The organism is Renibacterium salmoninarum ATCC 33209 (assembly GCF_000018885.1).
Lineage (GTDB): Bacteria > Actinomycetota > Actinomycetes > Actinomycetales > Micrococcaceae > Renibacterium > Renibacterium salmoninarum.
On sequence record NC_010168.1, the window covers coordinates 2,059,577 to 2,083,279 of the forward strand.

Below are 23,703 nucleotides of genomic sequence, written 5' to 3' on the forward strand. Positions count from 1 at the left end.
CGCCAAAACGTGGCGAAGTGTGATCACCTTAGCACCGGACCTTCAGCGAATGTCAACCTAGTTTGCTGGTATGACCACTAAACCTCGTGAGATCTGCGCGCTATGCTGTGCACAGCAAAAACCGCCGCAAGATCAATGAATGACGACGATCAGGAGCGTAGCGTAATGAATAAAGTCAGCTTCAGCCCGGCCGTTCCCATTCGGACCTACGAGCGCGTCGTCGAACAGATCGAACAGGCCATTCTCGCTGGACAGATTTCCGCCGGCGAAAATCTGCCCAGCGAGCGCGAGCTGATGGTGCAGTTTTCCGTTAGCAGACCAACCATTCGCGAAGCGTTACGAGTGCTACAGAGCTCCGGAATGATCCGATCGATGCCAGGAAATCGGGGTGGGCCCCGCGTATTACCCGTCGATGCGAATATGTTGGGGCATTCGTTTACCAAACTTGCCCGAATCGCTTCACTGTCTTTAGGCGAGCTTGTTCAGTTTCGGCTGATTCTAGAATCCGCAGCGTGCCGTTTGGCGGCCGCCCTGCGCACCGCAGAGCAACTAACCACAATGCGCCAAGCAGTCGCCCAAATGGCTGCCGAAGAAACGCACGGCAGTGAAGAATTTAATCAGGCTGACCTACAATTTCATTCCTCTATTTGGGCTGCAAGCCATAACAGTCTGTTGGCCGTCTGCGGACAAGCCGTCGCTGCCTCAATTTTGAATCTGATGAATGACAGGTTGAACAACGCGGACGACGTCGGCTCGACGATGCGCCAGGCCGTCGCCAAAGACCACGCGATCTTCAACGCGGTCGAAGCTCAAGACAGTGCGCTAGCTGCCCGTCTTTCGCATGAGGCGATCAGCACACATTTTGCTGGTTACCTTTCGGAAGAAGAACGCCGCGGCATCTCCGCTCTAGTCAGCTGATTTCGATCCATTTTGCCGATTCATTTACCTGCGGCTAGATCGCCCGGCGTTTACTACGGAGTGCATCAAATCCGTTGCGGCCCATCATCGAGCCCACGGTCTTCCACCACGGCCTCTTGAGATCAGGGTTCTTTCCTTTGCCAAGGCGATGTAGCTGGTCGGTATGCCATTGCAAGTCTAAGAAACCGTCGATGGTCTTGAGGTTCATGAGCTTACTCATGACCGGGCGGAGACCGACGCGAACCTGCGCAGCGTGCAGACGCTCTTGATCTAGATCCAGGATCAGGCTGGCGGCATCCGGCGCGGTGGCCGTTGGCCTACCCAGTCCAATCACATCGCAGGCGGCCGAGCCGACTGCTTCGACCATGGCAGCCTTAGTCCGGAAACCGCCAGTCACAGCTAACGGGATGTTCCCGGCCACTGCACGGGCGGTGTTTGCGTATTCCAGAAAATATGCTTCGCGATCCAGCGTGCTTTGCGCAGGAGTTTGCCCCATCATGGCTGGTGCTTCATAGCTACCACCACTGATCTCGATCAAGTCGATCTGCTCCCCTGCCAACTGCGCGAGTACGCTAAAAGACTCTTCTTCGCTAAATCCACCACGTTGGAAATCCGCTGAATTTAGCTTGATTCCGACGCTGAAGCCGGGGTTCAATTTGGCCCGAATCGCCCGAATCACGGCAAACAGGAACCGGCTCCGCCGTTGCGGGTCACCACCCCAATCATCGGTGCGCAGATTCGATAACGGCGAGAGAAATTGTGCAATCAAATAACCGTGGGCCGCATGGATCTGCACGCCGTCAAAGCCAGCAGACTGGGCCACTTGCGCTGCGGTAGCAAACCTCGCGATGATCTCTTCGATTTCTGCGACGCTCAGCTCCCGCGGTGTGGGCGCGCCCGGAATATTCATCGCGACTGCGCTGGGCGCAACGGGGCGCGAACGGCCAGCCAACGGGTTCGCCTGCCTGCCGGGGTGATTCATTTGCATCCACAAGCGCGAGCCGCGATCTTGAGCAGCCGTGGCCCAACGCCCTAATCCGGCCAGATCTCGTTCGTCTTCAATCGCGACGTTTCCCGGCTCGCCAAGTTGCCCGGCGTCGACCATGACGTTTCCGGTAATAATCAAACCAAAGCCGCCAGCACCCCAGCGCTTGTACAACTGCTCCAGGCGCTCGCTGGGCCCGTGTGAGGCATTGCCTAAGGCTTCGCTCAACGCAGACTTCATTATCCGGTTGGGCAACACCTGCCCATTTGGCAAGGTTAGCGGCGTCTGCAGTTCTGGCATGGGAGCTCCCTTTTTCACAATTGATACAAGTTAACCATATTTGTATCAACACTTATTGATTGGCCTCGAATTACGACGGCGAAGCTGAGTTTGCGGCGCACCTTCAGGCCGGAACTTTAGCTGGTTAACCAAGAAGGCCGCTGGTCAGAGAGAAACTCTCTGACCAGCGGCCTGGGACCAGTGCCCGAGGTGGGACTCGAACCCACACACCTTTCGATACTGCATTTTGAGTGCAGCGCGTCTGCCAATTCCGCCACTCGGGCGGGCACTGTCTACGCAGTCGCAGCGATGAAGATCACGCTCCGCTTTCAGCTGAGCTTGTCCTTGATATGCGAGAAACAACTCTACATGCAGATAGGCTGATTTATGAAAACCGTCCCGCAGTACAAGGAGTCACCGTGTCAGAATCCCCCGAACAGCAAGCTCCAGTCGCTGTACAGCGGCGCGTCGTCGTCGCTGAAGATGAGACTCTGATCCGTTTGGACATCATCGAAATCCTCCGCGGCGAGGGTTACGATGTCGTCGGCGAAGCCGATAACGGCGAGAAGGCACTTGAGTTAGCAAGCGAGCTGAAACCAGATCTCGTTCTGATGGACGTCAAGATGCCGGTTATGGATGGCATCAGCGCCACTGAGAAGATCGTCAAGGAGCGAATCGCCCCTGTAGTGCTCCTGACTGCCTTCAGCCAAAAAGAACTCGTTGAGCGGGCACGTGACGCCGGAGCGATGGCTTACGTCGTCAAACCGTTCACCCCAGCAGATCTGGTGCCGGCCATTGAGATTGCGCTCTCTCGGCACGAGGAAATCAAGATCCTTGAAAACGAAGTCCACGATCTGCAAGATCGTTTCGAGACTCGCAAGCTCGTTGAGCGGGCGAAATCGCTTTTGACCACGAAGATGGGCCTCACCGAACCGGAGGCCTTCCGCTGGATTCAGAAGACCTCAATGGACCGTCGGCTGAGCATGCGCGAGGTTGCCGAAACCATCATCAACCAGGTCGTCTAAGCAACCCCCAACAAAACGACAAACGCTGCACCACTTTTGCGTTGGTGTGGAGCTTAGCGGCTAGTTAGCCTCAACGACCGGCCACGGGCCGACCTTTTCCTGGTTTGAACGACCGGTTTCAGAGAAATCAGCAAGGTCGCCTACCCGGTGAACCTTAACCGAGTTGGTTGAACCAGCCTGTCCTGGAGGCGAACCGGCCGCGATGACGACGACGTCGTCCACCTCAACCAAGCCCTTCTCCAGCAGCATGTGGTCAACCTGCTGAGTCATCTCATCCGTGTGGTGCACCATCGGCACCATAATCGGCTGGATGCCCCAAGTCAGCGAAAGCTGGTTCCAGACTCGCTCATCAGGGGTGAAAGCGACTACCGGCTTGGTCGGGCGCAAGCGCGAAAGCCGACGAGCCGAGTCACCCGACTGCGTGAAAGCACAAACATATTTAGCATTGAGCTGATCCGCAATAACCACGGCAGCACGCGTAATGGCACCACCGCGAGTCTTCGGGCTAGTACCCAGAGCCGGTACCCGCTCCAGGCCGTGCTCTTCGGTCGATTCGATGATTCTGGCCATCGTTTTGACGGTTTCGATCGGGTATTTACCCACACTAGTTTCGCCGGAAAGCATTACCGCGTCCGCGCCGTCCAACACCGCATTGGCACAATCCGAAGCCTCAGCACGAGTCGGCCTCGGATTCTCAATCATTGACTCAAGAACCTGAGTGGCCACGATAACTGGTTTAGCCCAGCGACGAGCCAACTCGATGGCCTTCTTCTGCACAATCGGAACCTCTTCGAGCGGAAGCTCGACGCCCAAATCGCCGCGAGCCACCATGATGGCATCGAAGGAGTCAATGATTTCGGAAAGATTGTCTACTGCCTGCGGCTTCTCGATCTTCGCGATCGCCGGCACGCGGCGGCCTTCCTCATCCATAATCTCGTGCACTCGAACAATGTCCGACGCATCGCGGACGAATGACAGCGCTATCCAATCAACGCCACGGCCCATGGCCCAACGCAAATCTGATTCGTCTTTTTCACTCAATGCCGGCACGTTGACCGCAACACCGGGCAAGTTGATGCCCTTGTTGTTTGAAACCAAACCACCAACAACAACCTCAGTAACCACTTTGATCGCGTCTACTGCGGTTGCCCGCAGCGACACTTTGCCGTCATCGATCAGCAAGCTGTCGCCGACTTTGACGTCTTCAGTCAAGCTCTTGAGCGTTGTAGAGCAGATGTCCTTGGTGCCAGGCACATCTTCGGTAGTAATCGTGAAGACGTCACCGGGCGCCAGCGCATGCGGGCCATCAACGAAGCGGCCCAAGCGAATCTTGGGTCCCTGCAGGTCAGCCATGATGGCAACGGGCTTGCCCAATACGCCCGCCGCCTTGCGAACGTTTTCATACGTTTCGTTGTGCACGGTGTAATCACCGTGGCTCATATTCATCCGAGCTACATCCACTCCGGCCTCAAGCACGGCCAGAGCCTGCTCGTATCCGGAAATAGCCGGTCCGAAGGTTGCAACAATCTTTGCGCGTCTCATATATCTACCCTAATCTGAGCCCCAGGTGCTCGCATGACCTGGAGTTGACCCTCCAGTCAATCTTCAGTGCTGTTTTGCCTTCTGAACAGCAAGTTCACAGCGGAGAAATAGCTACGTCGGTTGGTGAAACCGGCGCTGGCAAGCTGGTGCTGCCACTGAGGTGGTTATCAACGGCTGCTGCGCATGCCCGACCTTCAGCGATCGCCCAGACGATCAGCGACTGGCCGCGACCGGCATCGCCGGCGACAAATACGCCGTCAGTGTTGGTCATGTAGTAACCGTCCCGATCCACGTTTCCGCGCGGATCGAATTCGGCGCCCACCTGCTCAGTGATCCCGGCTGGTTCGGCACCAGTGAATCCCAGCGACAGGAACACCAGATCGGCTGGAATCTCGCGCTCGGTGCCTGGTTTAGGCACTCGCTGCCCGTCCCGGTACTCAGTCTCCGCGATTTTCAAGGCGGTCAGTACCCCATCAGTGCCGACGAACTCAACGGTTGAAGCCAAGTAGGTGCGCTCGCCGCCCTCTTCATGTGCGCTGGCAACTTCAAAGAGCGTCGGGAACATCGGCCACGGTTGATGCTCGGGCCGCTCGGCAGGCGGTTGCTTGCCGATGGCCAAAGTGCTTACTGAAGCTGCTTGCTGCCGATGCGCGGTACCGAGGCAGTCTGCGCCGGTGTCACCGCCGCCAAGAATCACTACGTGCTTTCCCGCTGCATAAATCTGGCCTGCACCGTCGATCCCGGCGACCTCGTCACCGGCAACCGCACGGTTTGATTGCACTAAGTAATCCATCGCAAAATGCACACCAGAAAGCTCGCGGCCGGGAATCGGCAAATCACGCGGCACGGTAGCGCCAGCGCAAATCACCACGGCGTCATAACGACGGCGTAGTTGTTCCCAAGATATGTCTTTGCCAATTTCGACGCCGGCCCGGAATCGGGTGCCCTCAGCACGCATTTGCTCCAAGCGGCGGTCTAGGTGTTCTTTTTCCATCTTGAAGTCTGGAATCCCGTAGCGAAGCAAGCCGCCAATTCGATCATCGCGTTCATAAACGGCAACGGTATGCCCCACTCGGGTCAGTTGTTGTGCTACCGCTAACCCGGCCGGTCCTGAGCCAACCACGGCCACGGTGTGCCCGGTTAACCGGGCCGGTGGCAGCGGTTTCACCCAGTCGTTATCGAAGGCTTGATCGATAATTGAAACCTCGACCTGCTTGATCGTGACTGCGGGTTGGTTGATGCCTAAAACACAGGACGACTCGCACGGTGCGGGGCAAAGCCGTCCGGTGAATTCCGGGAAGTTGTTCGTGGCGTGTAAGCGCTCGATTGCTTCCTCGCCCTTATCTCGCCACACCAGGTCATTCCACTCTGGAATGAGGTTTCCCAACGGACAACCCTGATGGCAAAACGGCACCCCACAATCCATACAACGGCCGGCTTGAGATTTCAGCACACCTTTTTCTTGTGCTTCATAAACCTCTTTCCAGTCCATGATTCGCACCGGAACTGGGCGACGCGGCTGAGTCTGCCGATCGCGAACTTTCATGAATCCACGTGGATCAGCCACCGGTCACCTCCAAGATCCGTTTCCAGACGACGTCGCCGTCTGGGTCCAAGCCTTCGCCCTCAGCCTGGGCGCGGGTTTCTAGCACGGCGGCGTAGTCACGTGGCAACACCTTAGTGAAGTGCTGCGCGATAGCTGCCGGATCAGTCTCAAAATCGGCCAGCATTCTGGCAGCAAGTGCGGAGTCAGTTTCCTCTTGATGCGTGCGCAGAAGAGCTCGCACAAAGTCCACATCAGCCTCGTCAAGACGCAGCAACTGCAGCTCGCCAGAATCCAACGCCTGCTTGTTGACTTCGGCAACCGCCAAGTCGAATACGTACGCCACGCCGCCAGACATTCCCGCACCAAAGTTTCGACCGGTTCGACCAAGAATCAAGGCGCACCCACCGGTCATGTACTCGCAACCATGGTCGCCAATGCCTTCAACGACGGCGGTTGCCCCGGAGTCACGAACCAGGAAGCGCTCCCCTACCTGGCCACGCAAGAACATCTCGCCACTGGTAGCGCCATAGCCGATGACATTTCCGGCAATTACATTTAGTTCTGCCTGAAAGGTTTTTGCCCGATCCGGCCGAACCATAATTCGGCCGCCCGAGAGTCCCTTGCCTACGTAATCGTTGGAGTCGCCAAACAACCGCAAGGTGATACCAGCGGGTAAGAACGCACCCAGCGACTGGCCTGCTTGGCCGGTCAAAGTCACATCAATCGTGTCGGTACCAAGTACCTCAATGCCAAATTTCTTGGTCACTTCGTGGCCCAGCATTGTGCCCACTGAGCGATCAGTATTTACCACGGCAATACTAATCTTCACCGGGCTACGATCCGCCAACGCTTCGGCAGACATCGTGATCAGCTGCTGGTCAAAATGCTTTTCCAGCTCGTGGTTCTGTCCAATCAAATTCCGCAGCGGTACATCACGGTCAAAGTTCTGGCCTTCTAAGAGCGGGCCGAGTTCCAGTCCTTCAGTCTTCCAATGATCTACGGCCTTGCGGATGTCCAAAGCATCAGCATGACCAATAGCTTCTTCAATCGAGCGGAATCCCAGTTCAGCGAGAATTTCGCGGACTTCTTGAGCCAGGAATTCAAAGAAATTGACCACGAACTCAGGCTTACCGGAGAACCGCGCACGCAATTCCGGGTTCTGCGTCGCTACGCCTACTGGACAGGTGTCCAAGTGGCACACCCGCATCATCACGCAACCGGAAACCACCAGCGGCGCGGTAGCAAAACCATATTCTTCAGCACCGAGCAAGGCAGCAATCACCACCTCGCGACCGGTTTTGAGCTGGCCATCAACTTGCACTACCACCCGGTCGCGCAGACCGTTCAAGATCAGAGTCTGTTGAGTCTCAGCCAGGCCAAGCTCCCAGGGCGCACCAGCGTGCTTGAGCGAGTTCAGCGGCGAGGCACCAGTGCCGCCGTCGTGCCCGGAAACCAGCACGACGTCGGCCTTGGCCTTGGTCACGCCGGCCGCTACGGTACCGATGCCGACTTCCGAGACCAGCTTGACGTGCACCCGTGCCGAGGGGTTTGCCCGCTTGCAGTCGTAGATGAGCTGGGCCAAGTCTTCGATCGAATAAATATCGTGATGTGGTGGCGGCGAAATCAAGCCAACGCCGGGGGTGGAATGCCGGGTAGCTGCAACCCAGGGATAAACCTTTTGTGCCATCAGCTGGCCACCCTCACCGGGTTTAGCGCCTTGAGCCATTTTGATCTGAATATCTTGCGCATTGGTGAGATAAAGACTCGTTACACCAAACCGGCCCGAGGCCACTTGCTTAATCGCTGAACGCCGACGCGGATCCAGCAGTCGATCGACGTCCTCGCCGCCTTCACCGGTATTCGACTTGGCCCCCAGCTGATTCATCGCAATCGCAAGCGTTTCGTGCGCTTCTTGAGAAATCGAACCGTAGCTCATAGCGCCGGTAGAAAAACGCTTCACTATCGAAGAGACCGGTTCCACATCATCGATTGACAGCGGTTCACGCAGGCCCGCTTTGAAGCCAAGTAAGCCACGTAAGGTCATTAGGGTCTTTGATTGGTCGTCAATCGCGCTGGTATAGCTCTTGAAAATGTCATACCGACGTTCCCGGGTTGCATGTTGCAGACGGAAAACCGTGTCTGGGTTGAAAAGATGCGGTTCGCCTTCACGGCGCCATTGATATTCGCCGCCACCAAGCAAGGGCCGGTGCGCCTGCTCAATGCCTTCCGGCGGGTAGGCCATCGCGTGCCGAGCGGAAACCTCAGCGGCAATCACACCAAGTCCCACGCCGGAAAGCTGAGTTCTGGTGCCAGCAAAGAATTCGTCAACCAGGTCTTGGAACAGACCAAGGGCCTCAAAAGTCTGCGCACCACAATATGAAGCCACAGTGGAGATGCCCATCTTGGACATGATTTTCAGCACGCCTTTGCCCAGGCCTTTAATGAGATTACCGACGGCGGCTTCCGGAGTAACGCCAAGCACGTCACCGCTTCGAATCAGCTCTTCCACCGACTCCATCGCCAAGTACGGATTGACCGCAGCAGCGCCATAACCAACCAACAGCGCGACGTGGTGCACTTCGCGCACATCGCCCGCCTCTACGACCAAAGCCGTTTTAGTCCGAGTGGCGCTGCGCAAGAGGTGATGATGGACGGCGCTGATCAGCAACAGCGAAGGAATGGGCGCCCACTGTGCATTGGAATCTCGGTCCGAGAGCACCACGTACTGCACACCACGATTGATCGCGCCAGAAACTTGCTCGCAGATTTCGGTGAGTCGGGCCCGTAAGGCTGCTTCGCCGCCGTCGGACCGGTAAAGACCTCGAACTTTGATCGCGAGCCGCTCGCCCTCGTTCTCTGCCCCAATCGGAGCTTCGATGTTGGCGATCTTTGCTAGTTCATCATTGTTGATCACCGGGAAATCAAGAGCTACTTGCGGCTTTTTGACCTTCTTAGTGGCCAATAGATTCCCGTTCGGGCCGATCGAAGTCTTCAAAGAGGTAACTAGCTCTTCACGGATGGCGTCCAAAGGCGGGTTGGTCACCTGGGCAAAGGACTGAGTGAAGTAGTCGAAAAGCAGCCGCGGCCTCGTAGACAAGACCGCAAGCGGCGTGTCTGAACCCATCGCGCCAAGCGGATCTGCAGCATTTTTGGCCATCGGTCCAAGCAGAATACGCAGCTCTTCTTGGGTGTAACCAAAAGTTCGCTGGCGCAGATTGACCGAGGCCGAGGTGTGCACCACGTGTTCACGTTCCGGCAGATCATTGAGGCTAATTAGATTGTCTTTGAGCCAATCGGCCCAAGGCTCAGCGCTGGCTAGCTCCGACTTGATTTCAGAATCGTCAACAATTCGGCCGGCCTCGGTATCAACCAAAAACATTTTGCCTGGCGAAACTCGGCCCTTTTTGACGACCTTCGCGGGTTCAATATCAATCACGCCGACTTCAGAAGCGAAAACAACCAAACCGTCTTCGGTGATCCAATACCGTCCCGGGCGCAGACCGTTACGGTCAAGCGTCGCCCCGACGAGCGAGCCATCGGTGAATGACACTGCTGCCGGACCGTCCCATGGCTCCATCAGCAGCGAGTGATAATCGTAAAATGCTCGACGCGCGGGATCCATTGTGGCGTGGTTTTCCCAGGCCTCCGGAATCATCATCATGATCGCGTGCGTAATTGTCCGGCCAGAAAGCCAGAGCAGCTCAGCTACCTCGTCAAATGAGGCCGAGTCAGAAGCGCCGGGCGTACAGATCGGGAAGAGCTCTTCCGGATTCTCGCCCAATCACGGGCTAGCCAGCGTTGATTGGCGGGCGCGCATCCAATTACGGTTGCCTTTAACGGTATTGATTTCCCCGTTGTGCGCAATGGTGCGAAACGGCTGTGCCAACGGCCAAGAGGGAAAGGTGTTGGTGGAGAAGCGCGAGTGCACAATGCCAAGTTTTGTTTTAAATCGGCTGTCCGAAAGGTCCGGATAGAACGGCTCTAGCTGCGCGGTAGAGAGCATGCCCTTGTAGACAATGGTCCGGCTGGATAGCGAAGGAAAATAAACGCCCAGCTTGTTTTGCGCGCGTTTGCGAACTCGATATGCCCGTGAGTCGAGCACAGTAGCAATCTCGTTAGCTTCTTCGCCTTCTGACAGCGCCAAGAAGAATTGCCGGAACTGCGGCATCGAGGTTCGGGCCATCGAGCCGACCAGGTCCGCGACTACCGAAACCTTGCGCCAACCCAGTACCCGAAGACCTTCCTCAGCCGCCAATGCTTCTAAACCCTCGACGGCGATGAGAGTTTCGCTTTCCTGCACTGGCAAGAATGCTGTGCCCACTACGTACTGACCGGAGGCCGGTAGCTCCAGGTCCACCACAGCGCGGAAAAACTCGTCGGGAATCTGCGTCAGAAGTCCAGCCCCATCACCGGTACCTTCGTCAGCGCCAACAGCGCCTCGGTGTTCAAGAGCCCGCAAGGCAGTGAGTGCTGCGTCAACAATGTCGTGCCCGGCATGGCCGCGCAGGGTGGCAATAATTGCTAGGCCACAGGCATCTTTTTCATCTTCTGGCGAATAGAGGCCCTGAGCTGCTGGAGCCATGGCGAAACGTTCGAATGGGGAAATAATCGGCTGCGCGGAAGTCGCAGGATTATTTGGCTGGTATTGAGTCATAGCTGAGTCCTTCCCCCTGAGAGAGCTTTCGGAGGGGACAACACTGGCCCCGCTCGTCCGCTTCGCCAAGAAGCAGCAACGACCTGATAATGAATTCCTTAGTAGGAATTATATGACACGGATCACATCCAGCCGAGCGTAAAAAAACTCCACTGCAGGCTACCGCGGTTGCCACTGGGATATGTAGTTGCAGCTCGGTACTGCCGCCACTACTCAGGACTGTTCTTTGCTTCCGACCTGTTTCCCGGCCTCGGATTCGGTGCTGGTGTGCACCTCCGAGGGGTTATCGGCGAGATTATCACGAGCCGATTCAGCAGTCGCATTCTGCGACGCAGTGTCCGCATTATGGACGCCAACCTGCTCCGCTAGCGCCTCATCCAGCTGAACTGAATCCGGCTCAGTAGATTCAGCTGGCTCAGCTTGCGTTACCGGATCTGGCTCGGCGATCCGTTCGACGTCGTCGACGGGCTCTGCTTCAACGGGCTGCTCAACGTGTTCAGTTGGCTCAGGTTCGTTTAGCTCTGGTTCGTGGCCCGATAACAAGACCGATTCTTGATTGGCTTTATTGCGGCCAATAACGCTCAACGCAAGGAAAACGAGCAGCGATATAACGAAGACCAGAATCGAGGTCCAAACGTTCAAACGCGTTGTGATGCCGAAGAAAGTGATTTGCTCCGCAGTGTCGATCCGGAGCGCTTCGATCCAGACCCGGCCCAGTGTGTAATAAATTGCATACAGCCAGAGCAGTCTGCCGCGGCGCAGTTTGAATCGACGGTCGATAAGCAGCAAGAGCGCCACGCCGACCAGGTTCCATAGGGACTCATATAGGAACGTGGGGTGGAACAACGTGTCTGCCGCATAACCGGTAGGGAAATTCCCGCTACTCGGGTCTACCTGCAATCCCCAAGGCAAGGTCGTTGGGCCGCCAAAAAGCTCCTGATTGAAGTAGTTTCCCCAGCGTCCCAGAGCTTGCGCCAGCAACAGTCCAGGAGCGGCAGCATCAATGAGTGCTGTTAGCTTCACGCCAGCCCGGCGACAGCCAATCCAAGCACCCACAATACCCAAGACCATGGCACCCCAGATACCCAGACCACCGCGCCAAATTTGCGGGATCAAGGACAGATCCCCTGTGCCGTTGAACCCTGGCCCAAAATAAGCCTCCGGCGAAGAGAACACGTGATAGAGACGACCGCCAATAATGCCGAACGGTATTGCCCAAATAGCAATGTCCCACAGCGAGCCAGCGGGGGCACCGCGCCGTTTCCAACGCACATTCGTTAGCCAGAGTGCGGCAATGATGCCGAGCAAAATACACAGAGCATAGGCTCTGATCGACAACTGCCCCCAAGGCAGCGGAATTTCAAAGCCAGACCATGTGGGACTAGGAATGCTTGCTGGAAGGACGCTCATCGCTTGCGCAGTGCTCGCAAGATGCCCGCCTAGTGCCAAGATGCTCAAATCAGTGACCTTCCAGAATCTGTTGCGCGGCTTCTGATCTCGAAGTTCCGGAGCTCAGCTCGCTCGTTAGCTGACCGACGGAGTCAACGCCACCATCACGAAGTGCCGCCACCAGAGCCGTTCCGACAATAACACCGTCGGCGTAGCTGCCAATTTCTTTGACGTGATTGGCATTACTAACGCCCAACCCAACGCAAACTCGCTCGGCGCCCGCTGCTCGGGTTCGGGCCACCAACGACTGCGCGCTGGTCGAAACATTCGCCCGAGTGCCCGTGACGCCCATGACCGAAACGGCATAAACAAACCCGCGGCTAGCGGCCACGGTGCTGGCCAGCCTTTCCGGCGTCGAGGACGGTGCAACGAGGAAAACTCGATCCAGGCCGAATTCTTCCGAAGCCTCTAACCATTCGGATGCCTCGTCCGGGACTAGATCAGGTGTAATCAGCCCGGCTCCCCCGGCCTCAGCGAAACGGCGAGAAAAATCGCGCACACCCATCCGGACAACGGGGTTCCAATACGTCATGACCAGCACGGCAACATCGGTAACAGCAGTAATGCCGGCCACCACATCGAAAACACTAGCTACTCGGAACCCGTTGGCAAGCGCCTCAGTAGTTGCCGCTTGGATCACCGGGCCGTCCATTACCGGATCGGAATACGGAATACCGATTTCGATCAAATCCGCGCCATTGCGCGACATCGCAATTCCAGCGTCAATGGAGCTCTGCACATCCGGATAACCTGCTGGCAAATAGCCAATCAACGCGGTACGGCCAGCAGCGTGCGCGCGGTCAATTGCCGCGGCAGATTTGCTGGGCACAATTTCACTCGAGACGCTCATTCGCCGGCACCTTCGTCGTTTTTGGCATCAAGTAAGTCAAACCATTCGGCGGCGGTGCCAACGTCCTTATCGCCACGGCCGGACAAGTTCACCAGCAGCACAACTTGCTTCGGGTCTGCAACGCCTTCGGTGAGCTTCTTGCCTACGCGCATGGCACCTGCCAGCGCGTGCGCAGATTCGATTGCCGGAATGATGCCCTCAGTGCGGCAAAGCAACCGGAAGGCTTCCATGGCCTCAGTGTCCGTTACCGGCTCATAAGTTACCCGGCCGATGTCGGCCAAATAAGAATGCTCCGGCCCAACTCCTGGGTAGTCCAAACCAGCTGAAATTGAATGCGACTCAACAGTCTGGCCGTCTTCATCTTGCATCAAATAAGATCGAGCTCCGTGCAAAACTCCGGGCCGTCCCAGCGTGATGGTAGCGGCATGCCTCCCAGTTTCTACGCCGTCGCCACCTGCCTCGAAGCCAAAAATCTTGACCTCGGCATCGTCCAAGAATCCGTGGAAGATGCCAATCGCATTTGAGCCACCACCGATACAAGCGCAGACCGCATCCGGCAACCGACCGATTTGCTCAAGAATCTGCTCGCGAGCTTCTTCACCAATGACTTCATGGAAAAAGCGCACCATAGCCGGGAAGGGGTGCGCTCCGGCAGCGGTACCAAGCAGGTAGTGCGTGGTACCTACGTTGGCGACCCAATCGCGCAATGCTTCATTGATCGCATCTTTTAGCGTCTGCGAGCCGTTGGTCACCGGAATCACGGTGGCGCCCAGTAGTTTCATTCGAGCGACGTTAAGCGACTGCCGTCGAGTGTCTTCAGCGCCCATGTACACAACGCACTCCAGGCCCAGTAGGGCCGCTGCTGTGGCGCTAGCAACTCCGTGCTGCCCGGCACCGGTCTCCGCGATGATACGAGTTTTACCCATTCGCTTCGCGAGCAGAGCCTGGCCGAGCACATTGTTAATTTTGTGCGAACCAGTGTGGTTGAGGTCCTCGCGCTTTAAGAAAACTCGAGCTCCGCCAGCGTGCTCTGCAAACCGTTCCGCTTCTGTGAGCAAGGAGGGCCGACCGGAGTAATTCTTGTTCAGCCAGGCAATTTCGGCGAGGAATTCCGGATCAGCCTTGGCTTTCTCAAAGGTGTCTTCCAACTCGTCAATCGCAGCAATCAGCGATTCCGGCATCCAACGTCCGCCGTACTCACCAAAGTACGGGCCACTAGCGTGCTTCAGGCTAGCGGGGCGTGCGCCAGCAAGGAAGCTAGCGGCGGTGTCTTCGGCTCCATCGGGTGTGCCGGTATTGGCTGAGTTCGCCATCTGCTGGATCCTTCGAGTTGTTTCGGTAAGACGAGGTCAGGCTGGGGTATGGGCCGCGGCACCAGCAGCCCGAAATTCGGAAATCCGTTCGGCCGGGTCGGCATCGCTAACTAATGCTTCACCCACCAGAACCGCGGTAGCGCCATGTTGAGCATAGTGGGCAACGTCAGCTGCATCTTTGACGCCGGATTCGGCGACCAGGATGCCACCGGAGGGCACGAGAGCTGACAAGGCAGAAAAGACTCCGCGGTCTACATCAAGCGTTTTAAGATTGCGGACGTTGATTCCGATAATCTTGGCACCGATCGCTAGCGCCCGCTCGATTTCCTCCGCCGTGTGTGTCTCTACTAAGGCGTTCATACCAAGTTGCTCAGTCAACGCTAGGAACTCACGCAATTGGTCATCGCTGAGCGCCGCAACAATAAGTAGAATCAGATCCGCTCCATGGGCGCGGGCTTCCAAAATTTGATAGGCCTCAACGGCGAAATCTTTGCGCAATACCGGGATCTGCACCGCTTTACGCACCGCATCCAGATCAGCTAAAGTGCCGGAAAACCGTCGTTGTTCGGTCAAAACACTGATGACAGCCGCGCCGCCAGAGGCGTAACCAGCCGCTAGCACAGCCGGATCTGGAATGTCGGCCAGCTGCCCTTTGGAGGGACTGCGTCGTTTCACCTCCGCAATCACACTCACACCAGGTGAGCGCAAGGCAGCAAGGGCGTCCATTGCTGGGGCTTGCGCTGCAACGAGGCTCTGGAGTGCTTCGAGTGAGACGTCAGCTTGCCTGACGGCGAGGTCTTCGCGAACTCCCGCGATGATGTCGTCCAGGACGCTCACGCTCAGTGGCTCGAGTTCTTGGTCCTGGATCCGCCGACGCCGAAGCCCATTTTGCGCATAACGATGCCGATAATTCCGCCGATCGCCATGATGACCAGGCCAACAATAAAAATCGGCGTGTTTGCGAACACAAAGGCGATGGAGCAAACCAATGCCCCGGCCAAGGATACAAATACCGTGGTCCAGGCGGACGGGCTGCTGCCGTGGCCTTCCACCACTGCGCGCTGTACCGGCTCGGTGGCGGCTTGAGTTGTGGTGGTCTTGCTGCTCATGGTCTCTCCTGAAGAGTTCGCTGGTTCACTTGCTTCGGTTCTATTCTGCCAGATCTGTGGGCTTTGGCCGTCCGGAGGTTTCCTCCGCCGTGACGGAACTCGCAGAAGAGGTTGGATCCTTGCCTCTGCTGAGCTGATCCCAGCTGTCGATGTCGTCCAATGGCTCATCGTCGGAGACCTGGTCGGCGCTTTCGGCGCTGCGCGTATACTTCTTCGCTCCGGACCATTGCCGACCGAAAACGATGATGGCTAGCGCCACCAGCGCAAGTAGCCCGCCAGCAACTACCGCGATCCAGACCAACGGCGCCGTCGTCACTTGCAGTGGTACCCCGGTAACGCCGGTCTGCGCGCCGGCTTGACCGTTAGCCGCACCAGCAGGATCGGCCAGAACCGCGACCGAAGAGGTCAAAACGCCAGCGGCGGCGAGCAAAATCACTGCGGCGGAGATAATCCGGCCAACCCGACCCGATATTGCCGCGGCTAATGCCCCAGCGACAGCCACTACCGCAAAAGCCGTAACCGTGGTTGCCGCTTTCGAGCCCGGAATGGCAATGCTTACCGCTTTTGCAGCACCTTCGTTAACTTCGGCTTGCAGCCAAGTTTGCGTGGTCAGCCCAAAGACGACGGCGGCAAAAACGATCGCGGCCAAAACCAAGATTGACTTACGGCGGTAAAAAGCCGGATTTCGTCTTGGCTCGGCTGAATTCTCAAGCATGATCTGCTCTCTGATTGATGGCTTGCTCGGTATTTGAGGCAGTTTCAAAAGCCTCAAAGCTGCGCAAATGTTGCGCTGCGAAAATTGCCCGCAGCGGTGCCGCCGCCTTGTTCACAGTCTCAAGCGCCTCGGTGGCGTCATGAGAGTCCGCTACGATCCCGCCGCCTGCTTGCACATAGGCAACGCCATCTCGCAATAATGCGGTGCGGATAGTGATTGCGGTGTCCATATTTCCGGCAAAATCGAGATATCCCACCACGCCGCCATAGAGCCCACGGCGATGCGGTTCTAGCTGGTCTAATAGCCGCATAGCTCTTGGCTTGGGCGCACCAGATAGTGTGCCGGCGGGGAAGGTCGCAGCCAAGGTGTCATAGGCCGTTTTGCCCGGGGCAAGGGAGCCAACCACGGTAGAGACCAGGTGCATGATGTGGCTGAACCGCTCGACCTCCATAAATTGTGTGACATCAACGCTGCCCGGTAGGCAAACCTTTGAAATATCGTTCCGGGCCAAATCCACCAGCATCAGGTGCTCAGCGCGTTCTTTTTCGTCGGACAGCAAATCTTCAGCTAGTAGCTGGTCAGTCTCAACTGTTTTACCTCGCGGACGGGAACCGGCAATTGGATGCGTAATCACCTCGCTTCCGGTGGCGGTTACCAGAGCCTCCGGCGAAGAACCAACAATGGCATAGTCCTGACCTTCTGAATCCACAAAGCTGTAAAGATACATATAGGGGCTCGGATTTGAAGCACGGAGCGTCCGGTAGATCTCCAGCGGCGTTGCGTTGTTTTCCATTTCAAAGCGGCGAGACACGACGACTTGAAATACCTCGCCATCCACAATCGCTTCTTTGCCAAGCTTGATAGCTGCCAAGTACTCGGCTTCGTCCCAACGTTCACGGACCGCGCCGCGAAATTCACTTTCATGATTTTCCGAACGGTCAATGCTGGCAACCGGTTGCCGAAGCGGTGCACTGATGGCATTGAGCATCGCGTCAACCCGTGCCACTGCATCGTGCCAAGCGTCGTCGACCCGCTCGTCGCTGCCGTCGAAACTGATCGCATTCGCGATCAGTAGTACCGAACCATCAGTGTTGTCGTGCACAGCCATATCGCTGACCAAATTCATCGCCATTTCGGGCAATTTGAGATCGTCAGCTGGCGGATTTGGTAGTTTTTCCCAGTGCCGCACCGATTCCCAACCAATAAATCCGACCATCCCTGAGGTGAAGGGAGGGAAGCCGTCGAACCGCGCGGTCTGCAACAGTTCCACGGTGCGCGCTAGCGCCTCGACCGGGTTGCCCGTGGTCGGTACTCCGGCTGGCGGCTCACCAATCCAAAGGGCTTCGCCATCCAAGGTGGTCAGCGTGGCGCGGGAACGCACTCCGATGAAGGAATGTTGCGACCAAACGCCGCCCGGCGCCGCCGATTCCATCAAAAAAGTACCCGGCGCGCCGTCGGCCAGTGCTCGATACAAGCCAATAGGAGTGTGTGAATCGGCCAATACCCGCAGGCTTACCGGAATGACGCGGTGGTTACGGGCCAATTCACGAAATTCTTCCAAGCTGGGACTAATGGTGCCCAAGCGATCCGGTGCTGACATTGTTATTTGTTCCTCAGTGCTGGTGAGATGTGTCGGATTCATCGGGTCGATCACGCAACGGGCTCAACAAAGACGGGCTCAACAAAGGCTGGTAGCGCACGGCCATCAAAGCAGCTTCGGGTCCCGGTGTGGCAGGCAGGTCCGTGTTGGTCAACGCTGATCAAGAGCGCATCGCCGTCGCAGTCTAGAGCTACGGCTTTGACCATTTGGATATGCCCTGAAGTGTCTCCCTTGCGCCAATACTCCTGCCGGGAACGCGAGAAAAAGGTGACACGGCCGCTCCTCAAGGTACGGCGCAGCGCTTCGTCATCCATCCAGCCAAGCATGAGCACTTCTTTGCTGTCGAACTGCTGGACTACCGCAGCGACGAGGCCAGCCTCATCGCGCTTGAGCCGCTCGGCAATTTTGGTGGAAAGCTGTTGATCTTCGGAGCTGATTTGTGCGGGCATCCTGTCAATTCTATGGCTTCGGCAGCTGAATGGTGGTCTTCAGGCACATGCTGAACATTACGGTGACAATTCCGGCGGTTCGAACCAGGATTTTGTCGCCAGATCGTGCTAATTTCACAAGTGATGCATTTTGTAGATCCTTCCCGAGAAGTCCTGGCCGAAACGCTGCTCGCAGCTGGCCCTGGGGCAGCTACCCTGTGCGAAGGATGGCGTAGCCAAGAACTCGCCGCGCACTTGTATTTGCGCGAGCGAAACGCCGGAGTTGGCCTGGGTTTAATCTTGCGTGCTTTTGCCCGCGCATCAGAAACTTCTACGAAAAAACTGGCGGCTAAAGCCAGCACTCCTGACGCTTATGCGCGGCTCGTCGAGCAATTCCGGTCGGGACCGCCTGCGCTCTCACCAATGCGAATCAAAGCGGTAGATGAGAGTTCAAATCTGATCGAATACTTTGTGCATACCGAAGATGTTCGCCGGGCAACTGATCGCTGGGCTCCACGTGCTTTGGACGAAGAATATTCAAATGCGCTTTGGTCTGAGCTGGTCAAACGGGCCGCAATTCTCTACCGAAGCGTAGATCTGGGCATCGTACTGGTCCAACCATCCGGTCCGCGGCACGTTGCCAAACGGGCTCCGGTTTCAGTAGCCATTGTTGGTGAACCAGGCGAGCTTTTGATGCACGCGCATGGTCGAACCGAACACGCTTTGGTGACCTTCGAAGGCCAACCGGACGCCGTCGCGCTTTTGCAGACGGCAGAAGTCGGCCTTTAGCCCGCGAAGCTGTCCTGCTTTAGCCGAGCTTGAGCCGAATATTGGCGAGCTTACCGAACGGGGAATCCCGCAGCCCTAATTGCGGCCTTGACCTGAGCAATCGCGTCTACCGGTCCAAAGTGGAAAATGCTAGCGGCCAGTACGGCATCTGCGCCCGCTTGCACTGCGGGCGGAAAATCTTCCGGTTTACCAGCGCCGCCAGAAGCGATCAGTGGCACTCGCACGGCAGCACGTACGGCGCGAATCATTTCCAAGTCGAACCCTGCTTTGGTGCCATCGGCGTCGATCGAATTCAACAGAATCTCGCCAACACCGCGATCTGCTGCCTCGCGCGCCCAAAGCACCGCGTCAATGCCGGTGCCGCGGCGTCCGCCATGTGTAGTTACCTCGAAGCCGGAGGGCGTTGATCCGTCCGCAACTCGCCGCGCATCCAGCGAAAGAACCAAAACCTGGGAGCCAAAGTGCCGAGTGATTTCGTCGATCACTTCTGGCCTGGCCACTGCAGCAGAGTTGATCGAGGCCTTGTCCGCGCCGGCGCGCAGCAAGCGATCGACGTCGGCAACTTCGCGCACGCCGCCGCCGACGGTTAGCGGGATAAAGACTTCCTCCGCCGCCCGCGCGACCATCTCAAAGGTAGTTTCTCGGTTGCCGGAGGTCGCGGTGACATCTAAGAAGGTCAGCTCATCTGCGCCCGCTCCGTCATAGCGGCGAGCCAGTTCGACCGGATCGCCAGCATCACGAAGATCGGCGAAATTTACACCCTTTACTACCCTGCCGGCGTCAACATCAAGGCAGGGAATCACGCGGATTGCGACGCTCATGCTTAGATCCGGGCCGCGTGAATTGAGAAGACAACAATTGCACGTGCGCCAATGCCGTACAACTCGTCCATCACCCGGTTGGTATCTTTTTTGGGCACCATGGATCGGACGGCGACCCAGTCAGAATCGTGCAAGGGTGAAACGGTTGGAGATTCCAATCCTGGGGTCAAAGCGCTAGCTTTTTCCACCAGGTCTTTGCGAATGTCGTAGTCCATCATCACGTATTGCCTGGCAACCAAAACGCCCTGCAAGCGTCGAATCAAGACATCTAGACCGGCCGGCGCTTCGCCAGAACGTCCGATCAGAACAGCTTCCGAGCGCAAAATCGGCTCGCCGAAGATCTCCATCCCGGCCGCGCGCAATGTACTACCGGTTTCAACCACGTCCGCGATTGCATCCGCGACGCCCAACCGAACCGACGACTCCACTGCGCCGTCAAGCCGAACAACTTTGGCTTCAATGCCGCGTTCGGCAAGATACTTACGCAGAAGCCCGTCATAGCTTGTGGCCAAACTCTTACCAGCGAGCTCGCCAACCGTGGCAAAGTCCCCTACCGGGCCAGCAAAGTGGAAGGTGGAACCGGCAAAACCCAGCGTCAGCAGTTCGCTCGCTTCAACCTCGGCATCCAGCAACAAATCGCGCCCGGTGATGCCGACATCAAGCGTGCCAGCGCCAACATAAACCGCAATGTCGCGCGGGCGGAGGTAAAAGAATTCGATGTCGTTTTCGGCATCGACGAGAATAAGTTCGCGGCTATCGCGACGTTGCCGATAACCGGCCTCGGCAAGCATTGCCGCGGCGGATTCGGATAATGACCCCTTATTGGGGACGGCTACACGGAGCATAGTGTTTTCTTTCGCAGATGAGGGAATCAGGAGGGGAAAACGTGCCACCAGCGCAAAGGCCGGTGGCTAGAGATGCTCGTAGACGTCCTGAAGCGAGATGCCTTTAGCAACCATCATGACCTGCACGTGGTACAGCAACTGGGAAATTTCCTCAGCTGTTTCGCGATCGCTCTGGTATTCGGCGGCCATCCAGACTTCAGCGGCCTCCTCGACAATTTTTTTGCCGATCCCGTGCAGACCAGAGTCCAGTTCAGCGACCGTTTTGGACCCTTCAGGGCGTTGCACTGCCTTTTCGCCAAGCTCGGCAAAGAGGTCTTCGAATGATTTCACGTGCTTAAGCCTAACTGTTTTTCCACCCCGCATTGCGTCGAGTGTCGAGTTGTGGCGAGTTTTAGCGCGTGAAACTCGCCACAACTCGACACTCGACGCAGGTCAGCGGAGCGTTAGTGCCGTTTCTAGCGCTGCTGATGTTGCTTCGTAACCTTTGTCTTCTTTCGATCCGGCGAATCCCGGAGCAGCTGGCAGCCCAGCCCGGTCTAGCGCTTGCTGATCGTTGTCACAGGTGAGCAGGCCAAACCCCACCGGCACACCCGTCCGAACGCTAACCTCAGTTAGTCCGGAGGTAGCTGCCTGGCAAACGTACTCAAAGTGCGGCGTTCCACCACGAATCACCACGCCAAGGGCGACGACGGCGTCATAGTCCGGCGCCAACCTGGCCGCAGCCACCGGCAACTCGAAGGAGCCCGGAACTCGAACAATCCGAGGCTCCTCAATCCCTGCATCTCGGGCGGCCCGAAGCGCACCGTCGAGCAAGCCATTCATCACCTTTTCATGCCAAGATGCCGCGATAATTACCAGCTCTAATCCCTTGGCATTCAGCTGCGGCGAGACCGGAGCCCCTGCCCCGCTCACGCAGGCATTCCTTTGCTACGCTGCGATACGGCTTCGCCCAAATTTAGCTGATGGTTCATCTTGTCTCTCTTGGTCTGCAAATATCTCAGATTCTCGGCACGTGAGGGCACTTCGGCCGGTTGGGTGCCAACCACGTCAATACCAAGGGCTCGAAGTCGCTCGGCTTTGACCGGATTATTTGACAGCAAAGTGATCGATTCAAAACCTAGCTCACGAAGAATGGCCGCTGCTGCACCATAAGAACGAGCATCAACGGGCAAGCCCAACTGTTCATTGGCTTCAACGGTGTCTGCACCAGCTTCTTGCAATGCGTATGCGCGAAGCTTATTGGACAAGCCGATCCCCCGGCCTTCTTGCCCCCGCAGGTAAATCACCGTTCCGCCCTCTTTTTGTACCTGACGGAAGGCGTAATCAAGCTGCTCGCCACAGTCACAACGGTAGGACCCGAAAACATCACCAGTCAGGCACTCGGAATGAACCCTTACCAGCGGCGTTGTACCTGGCGCCACCGGAACGGTAACCGACATATGTTCGACGCCGGACTCGGTCTCGTGCCAGGCCTGGGTCTGGAATGTGCCATGCACGGTGAGCAATTGCACCACCGGCCCACCAGTCAGTTCCACTTCAGGATCACTGGGAATACTGAACTCAGTCATCGTAATACCTCCGCTGCGTGCAGATGCCCCGCGGCATCTTTCATTTCAAGATAGTCGGCCAAATCTGCAATAGAAACCATCGGGCAGCCGTGCTGAGTAGTAAAACGTCTCAGTTCGTCCCGACGCATGATTTCTCCGTCGTCCTTGACCACTTCGCTAATCACGCCGACCGGTACACAACCGGCCAAAGTGGCCAGTTCCACCGCCGCCTCGGTATGCCCGGGGCGCTGCCTGACTCCAGCTGCAACCGCTCGCAAGGGGAAAATATGCCCAGGTCGAGTGAATTCCCCAGAAACTGCCAGCGAGCTGGCCAGCGCCTTCGCGGTGATTGAGCGATCAGTAGCACTAATTCCGGTGCTGAGCACCGCCGCAGCATCACAGCTGAGCGTAAATGCGGTACCTTTAGCATCTTCATTTTGGGCAGTCATCGGCGGCAATCCCAATAGATCTGCACGGGCTGCCGACATCGGCACACAAATCACGCCGGAGGAATGACGAATCGTCCAACCCATCAATTCTGCGGTGCTGTGCTCAGCGGCAAAAATTATGTCGCCTTCGTTTTCCCGGTCTTCGTCGTCGACCACAATAACCGCTCGCCCAGCAGCAATCGCTTCGATTGCCGTCTCAATCGGATCCAAAATGCTCATCGGGTTGGCTCCGCACCAAAGGAAAGCAATCGCTCGGTATATTTAGCTAAGACATCGGTTTCCAAGTTAACGCCCTCGCCGATTTTCTTAGTGCCTAATCCAGTCTGAGCCAAGGTGGTCGGGATCAATCCGACTTCGAACCAGGGGTCCGACTCTCCGACTGGGCTGACTGCGGTGACAGTTAGCGAAACGCCGTCAATGGCAACTGAGCCCTTTTCGGCCAAATACTTGGCCAACGGAGCCGGAATAGCAAAGCGAAGTCGCTGCCAATTGCCCAAGTCCTCGCGTTCGACCAAAGTGCCGACGCCGTCGACGTGGCCCTGCACAACGTGACCGTCGAACCGATCGCCCGCAGCCAAACAACGTTCCAAATTCACCAGCTCACCGATTTGGCGTTTGCCAAGGGTAGTGCGTTGCAAAGTCTCGCCCATAACATCAATTCGGAGCCGTGCTCCGTCAATATGGGTCGCGGTGAGGCAAATCCCATCAACCGCGATCGAGCCGCCTAAGCCAAGACCTTCGGCTTGCGCACCAGCATCAAGTTCCAAAACGGCGCTGCCATCCGCGCGTTCGACCAGCTCATGGACCGTGCCACGGCCAGCAATAATTCCAGTGAACAT

21 protein-coding genes, 1 tRNA gene and 1 pseudogene are annotated in these 23,703 nt (G+C 57.1%); 3 read left to right on the forward strand and 20 right to left on the reverse strand.

The window, feature by feature from the left end; translation table 11 throughout:
- The first annotated feature begins 165 nt into the window (after positions 1-165).
- Positions 166-918: a FadR/GntR family transcriptional regulator gene (locus tag RSAL33209_RS10265; RefSeq protein ID WP_041685586.1), complete on the forward strand. Its 753-nt coding sequence runs from the start codon at positions 166-168 to the stop codon at positions 916-918.
- 34 nt (positions 919-952) lie between these two features.
- On the opposite strand, the gene RSAL33209_RS10270 is transcribed toward RSAL33209_RS10265, so the two are convergent.
- Positions 953-2,203, reverse strand: a complete 1,251-nt coding sequence (locus tag RSAL33209_RS10270; protein WP_041684674.1) for an NADH:flavin oxidoreductase/NADH oxidase family protein — start codon at positions 2,201-2,203, stop codon at positions 953-955.
- 181 nt (positions 2,204-2,384) lie between these two features.
- A tRNA-Leu gene (locus tag RSAL33209_RS10275) sits at positions 2,385-2,466 on the reverse strand.
- A 66-nt stretch (positions 2,467-2,532) separates the two neighbouring features.
- Between RSAL33209_RS10275 and RSAL33209_RS10280 the strand changes: the two genes are divergently transcribed.
- Positions 2,533-3,207 carry an ANTAR domain-containing response regulator gene (locus RSAL33209_RS10280; protein ID WP_012245719.1) on the forward strand — a complete coding sequence of 225 codons (675 nt, stop codon included), beginning with the start codon at positions 2,533-2,535 and terminating at the stop codon, positions 3,205-3,207.
- A 60-nt stretch (positions 3,208-3,267) separates the two neighbouring features.
- Here RSAL33209_RS10280 and pyk read toward each other — a convergent pair whose 3' ends face one another.
- The 11 genes and pseudogenes from pyk to hisI form a co-directional block, all read right to left on the reverse strand.
- On the reverse strand, positions 3,268-4,749 hold the full coding sequence (gene pyk / locus RSAL33209_RS10285) for a pyruvate kinase (protein ID WP_012245720.1): 1,482 nt from the start codon (positions 4,747-4,749) through the stop codon (positions 3,268-3,270).
- 94 nt (positions 4,750-4,843) lie between these two features.
- Positions 4,844-6,316: a glutamate synthase subunit beta gene (locus RSAL33209_RS10290; protein ID WP_012245721.1), complete on the reverse strand. Its 1,473-nt coding sequence runs from the start codon at positions 6,314-6,316 to the stop codon at positions 4,844-4,846.
- A pseudogene (gene gltB, locus RSAL33209_RS10295) lies at positions 6,309-10,949 on the reverse strand (glutamate synthase large subunit). Before gltB ends, RSAL33209_RS10290 begins: the two are co-directional and overlap by 8 nt.
- 213 nt (positions 10,950-11,162) lie before the next feature.
- On the reverse strand, positions 11,163-12,359 hold the full coding sequence (gene lgt, locus RSAL33209_RS10300; protein WP_049759090.1) for a prolipoprotein diacylglyceryl transferase: 1,197 nt from the start codon (positions 12,357-12,359) through the stop codon (positions 11,163-11,165).
- A 49-nt stretch (positions 12,360-12,408) separates the two neighbouring features.
- A complete protein-coding gene (trpA, locus tag RSAL33209_RS10305) occupies positions 12,409-13,248 on the reverse strand; it encodes a tryptophan synthase subunit alpha (protein WP_012245725.1) in 840 nt (279 codons plus the stop codon).
- Positions 13,245-14,561 carry a tryptophan synthase subunit beta gene (gene trpB / locus RSAL33209_RS10310; RefSeq protein ID WP_012245726.1) on the reverse strand — a complete coding sequence of 439 codons (1,317 nt, stop codon included), beginning with the start codon at positions 14,559-14,561 and terminating at the stop codon, positions 13,245-13,247. The genes trpA and trpB overlap by 4 nt, the downstream gene beginning before the upstream one ends.
- 36 nt (positions 14,562-14,597) lie before the next feature.
- Positions 14,598-15,398 carry an indole-3-glycerol phosphate synthase TrpC gene (gene trpC, locus RSAL33209_RS10315; protein ID WP_041684676.1) on the reverse strand — a complete coding sequence of 267 codons (801 nt, stop codon included), beginning with the start codon at positions 15,396-15,398 and terminating at the stop codon, positions 14,598-14,600.
- Between the two features lie 2 nt (positions 15,399-15,400).
- Positions 15,401-15,670 (reverse strand): HGxxPAAW family protein, encoded by a 270-nt coding sequence (locus tag RSAL33209_RS10320; protein WP_012245728.1) that lies wholly within the window; start codon positions 15,668-15,670, stop codon positions 15,401-15,403.
- Positions 15,671-15,710: 40 nt separating this feature from the next.
- A complete protein-coding gene (locus RSAL33209_RS10325; RefSeq protein ID WP_012245729.1) occupies positions 15,711-16,385 on the reverse strand; it encodes a Trp biosynthesis-associated membrane protein in 675 nt (224 codons plus the stop codon).
- Entirely contained in the window at positions 16,378-17,985 is a 1,608-nt protein-coding gene (locus RSAL33209_RS10330; RefSeq protein WP_012245730.1) for an anthranilate synthase component I, read from the reverse strand. Before RSAL33209_RS10330 ends, RSAL33209_RS10325 begins: the two co-directional genes overlap by 8 nt.
- A 50-nt stretch (positions 17,986-18,035) precedes the next feature.
- Entirely contained in the window at positions 18,036-18,434 is a 399-nt protein-coding gene (gene hisI, locus RSAL33209_RS10335) for a phosphoribosyl-AMP cyclohydrolase (RefSeq protein WP_012245731.1), read from the reverse strand.
- A gap of 123 nt (positions 18,435-18,557) precedes the next feature.
- Here hisI and RSAL33209_RS10340 point away from each other — a divergent pair, with 123 nt between their 5' ends.
- Entirely contained in the window at positions 18,558-19,202 is a 645-nt protein-coding gene (locus tag RSAL33209_RS10340; RefSeq protein ID WP_041684678.1) for a TIGR03085 family metal-binding protein, read from the forward strand.
- Positions 19,203-19,252: 50 nt separating this feature from the next.
- Here RSAL33209_RS10340 and hisF read toward each other — a convergent pair whose 3' ends face one another.
- From hisF to RSAL33209_RS10375, 7 genes are all read right to left on the reverse strand, one after another.
- Positions 19,253-20,023, reverse strand: coding sequence for an imidazole glycerol phosphate synthase subunit HisF (gene hisF, locus RSAL33209_RS10345; protein ID WP_012245734.1), 771 nt, complete (start codon positions 20,021-20,023; stop codon positions 19,253-19,255).
- A gap of 2 nt (positions 20,024-20,025) precedes the next feature.
- Positions 20,026-20,868, reverse strand: a complete 843-nt coding sequence (gene hisG / locus RSAL33209_RS10350) for an ATP phosphoribosyltransferase (RefSeq protein ID WP_041684680.1) — start codon at positions 20,866-20,868, stop codon at positions 20,026-20,028.
- Between the two features lie 66 nt (positions 20,869-20,934).
- Positions 20,935-21,198 carry a phosphoribosyl-ATP diphosphatase gene (locus RSAL33209_RS10355; protein ID WP_041685596.1) on the reverse strand — a complete coding sequence of 88 codons (264 nt, stop codon included), beginning with the start codon at positions 21,196-21,198 and terminating at the stop codon, positions 20,935-20,937.
- Between the two features lie 102 nt (positions 21,199-21,300).
- Positions 21,301-21,780, reverse strand: coding sequence for a 6,7-dimethyl-8-ribityllumazine synthase (gene ribH / locus RSAL33209_RS10360; RefSeq protein WP_012245737.1), 480 nt, complete (start codon positions 21,778-21,780; stop codon positions 21,301-21,303).
- Complete coding sequence (locus tag RSAL33209_RS10365; protein WP_012245738.1) at positions 21,777-22,436, reverse strand: GTP cyclohydrolase II; 660 nt, start codon at positions 22,434-22,436, stop codon at positions 21,777-21,779. Before RSAL33209_RS10365 ends, ribH begins: the two co-directional genes overlap by 4 nt.
- On the reverse strand, positions 22,433-23,083 hold the full coding sequence (gene ribB / locus RSAL33209_RS10370; protein ID WP_012245739.1) for a 3,4-dihydroxy-2-butanone-4-phosphate synthase: 651 nt from the start codon (positions 23,081-23,083) through the stop codon (positions 22,433-22,435). Before ribB ends, RSAL33209_RS10365 begins: the two co-directional genes overlap by 4 nt.
- Positions 23,080-23,703: a riboflavin synthase gene (locus RSAL33209_RS10375; RefSeq protein ID WP_012245740.1), complete on the reverse strand. Its 624-nt coding sequence runs from the start codon at positions 23,701-23,703 to the stop codon at positions 23,080-23,082. The genes ribB and RSAL33209_RS10375 overlap by 4 nt, the downstream gene beginning before the upstream one ends.

Coding starts and splice junctions, on each gene's coding strand:
- RSAL33209_RS10265 (WP_041685586.1), top strand. CDS start 166: ATGAATAAAGTCAGCTTCAGCCCGGCCGTTCCCATTCGGACCTACGAG.
- RSAL33209_RS10270 (WP_041684674.1), bottom strand. CDS start 2,203: ATGCCAGAACTGCAGACGCCGCTAACCTTGCCAAATGGGCAGGTGTTG.
- RSAL33209_RS10280 (WP_012245719.1), top strand. CDS start 2,533: ATGCGAGAAACAACTCTACATGCAGATAGGCTGATTTATGAAAACCGT.
- pyk (WP_012245720.1), bottom strand. CDS start 4,749: ATGAGACGCGCAAAGATTGTTGCAACCTTCGGACCGGCTATTTCCGGA.
- lgt (WP_049759090.1), bottom strand. CDS start 12,359: ATGAGCGTCCTTCCAGCAAGCATTCCTAGTCCCACATGGTCTGGCTTT.
- trpA (WP_012245725.1), bottom strand. CDS start 13,248: ATGAGCGTCTCGAGTGAAATTGTGCCCAGCAAATCTGCCGCGGCAATT.
- trpB (WP_012245726.1), bottom strand. CDS start 14,561: ATGGCGAACTCAGCCAATACCGGCACACCCGATGGAGCCGAAGACACC.
- RSAL33209_RS10320 (WP_012245728.1), bottom strand. CDS start 15,670: ATGAGCAGCAAGACCACCACAACTCAAGCCGCCACCGAGCCGGTACAG.
- RSAL33209_RS10325 (WP_012245729.1), bottom strand. CDS start 16,385: ATGCTTGAGAATTCAGCCGAGCCAAGACGAAATCCGGCTTTTTACCGC.
- RSAL33209_RS10330 (WP_012245730.1), bottom strand. CDS start 17,985: ATGTCAGCACCGGATCGCTTGGGCACCATTAGTCCCAGCTTGGAAGAA.
- hisI (WP_012245731.1), bottom strand. CDS start 18,434: ATGCCCGCACAAATCAGCTCCGAAGATCAACAGCTTTCCACCAAAATT.
- RSAL33209_RS10340 (WP_041684678.1), top strand. CDS start 18,558: ATGCATTTTGTAGATCCTTCCCGAGAAGTCCTGGCCGAAACGCTGCTC.
- hisF (WP_012245734.1), bottom strand. CDS start 20,023: ATGAGCGTCGCAATCCGCGTGATTCCCTGCCTTGATGTTGACGCCGGC.
- hisG (WP_041684680.1), bottom strand. CDS start 20,868: ATGCTCCGTGTAGCCGTCCCCAATAAGGGGTCATTATCCGAATCCGCC.
- RSAL33209_RS10365 (WP_012245738.1), bottom strand. CDS start 22,436: ATGACTGAGTTCAGTATTCCCAGTGATCCTGAAGTGGAACTGACTGGT.
- ribB (WP_012245739.1), bottom strand. CDS start 23,083: ATGAGCATTTTGGATCCGATTGAGACGGCAATCGAAGCGATTGCTGCT.
- RSAL33209_RS10375 (WP_012245740.1), bottom strand. CDS start 23,703: ATGTTCACTGGAATTATTGCTGGCCGTGGCACGGTCCATGAGCTGGTC.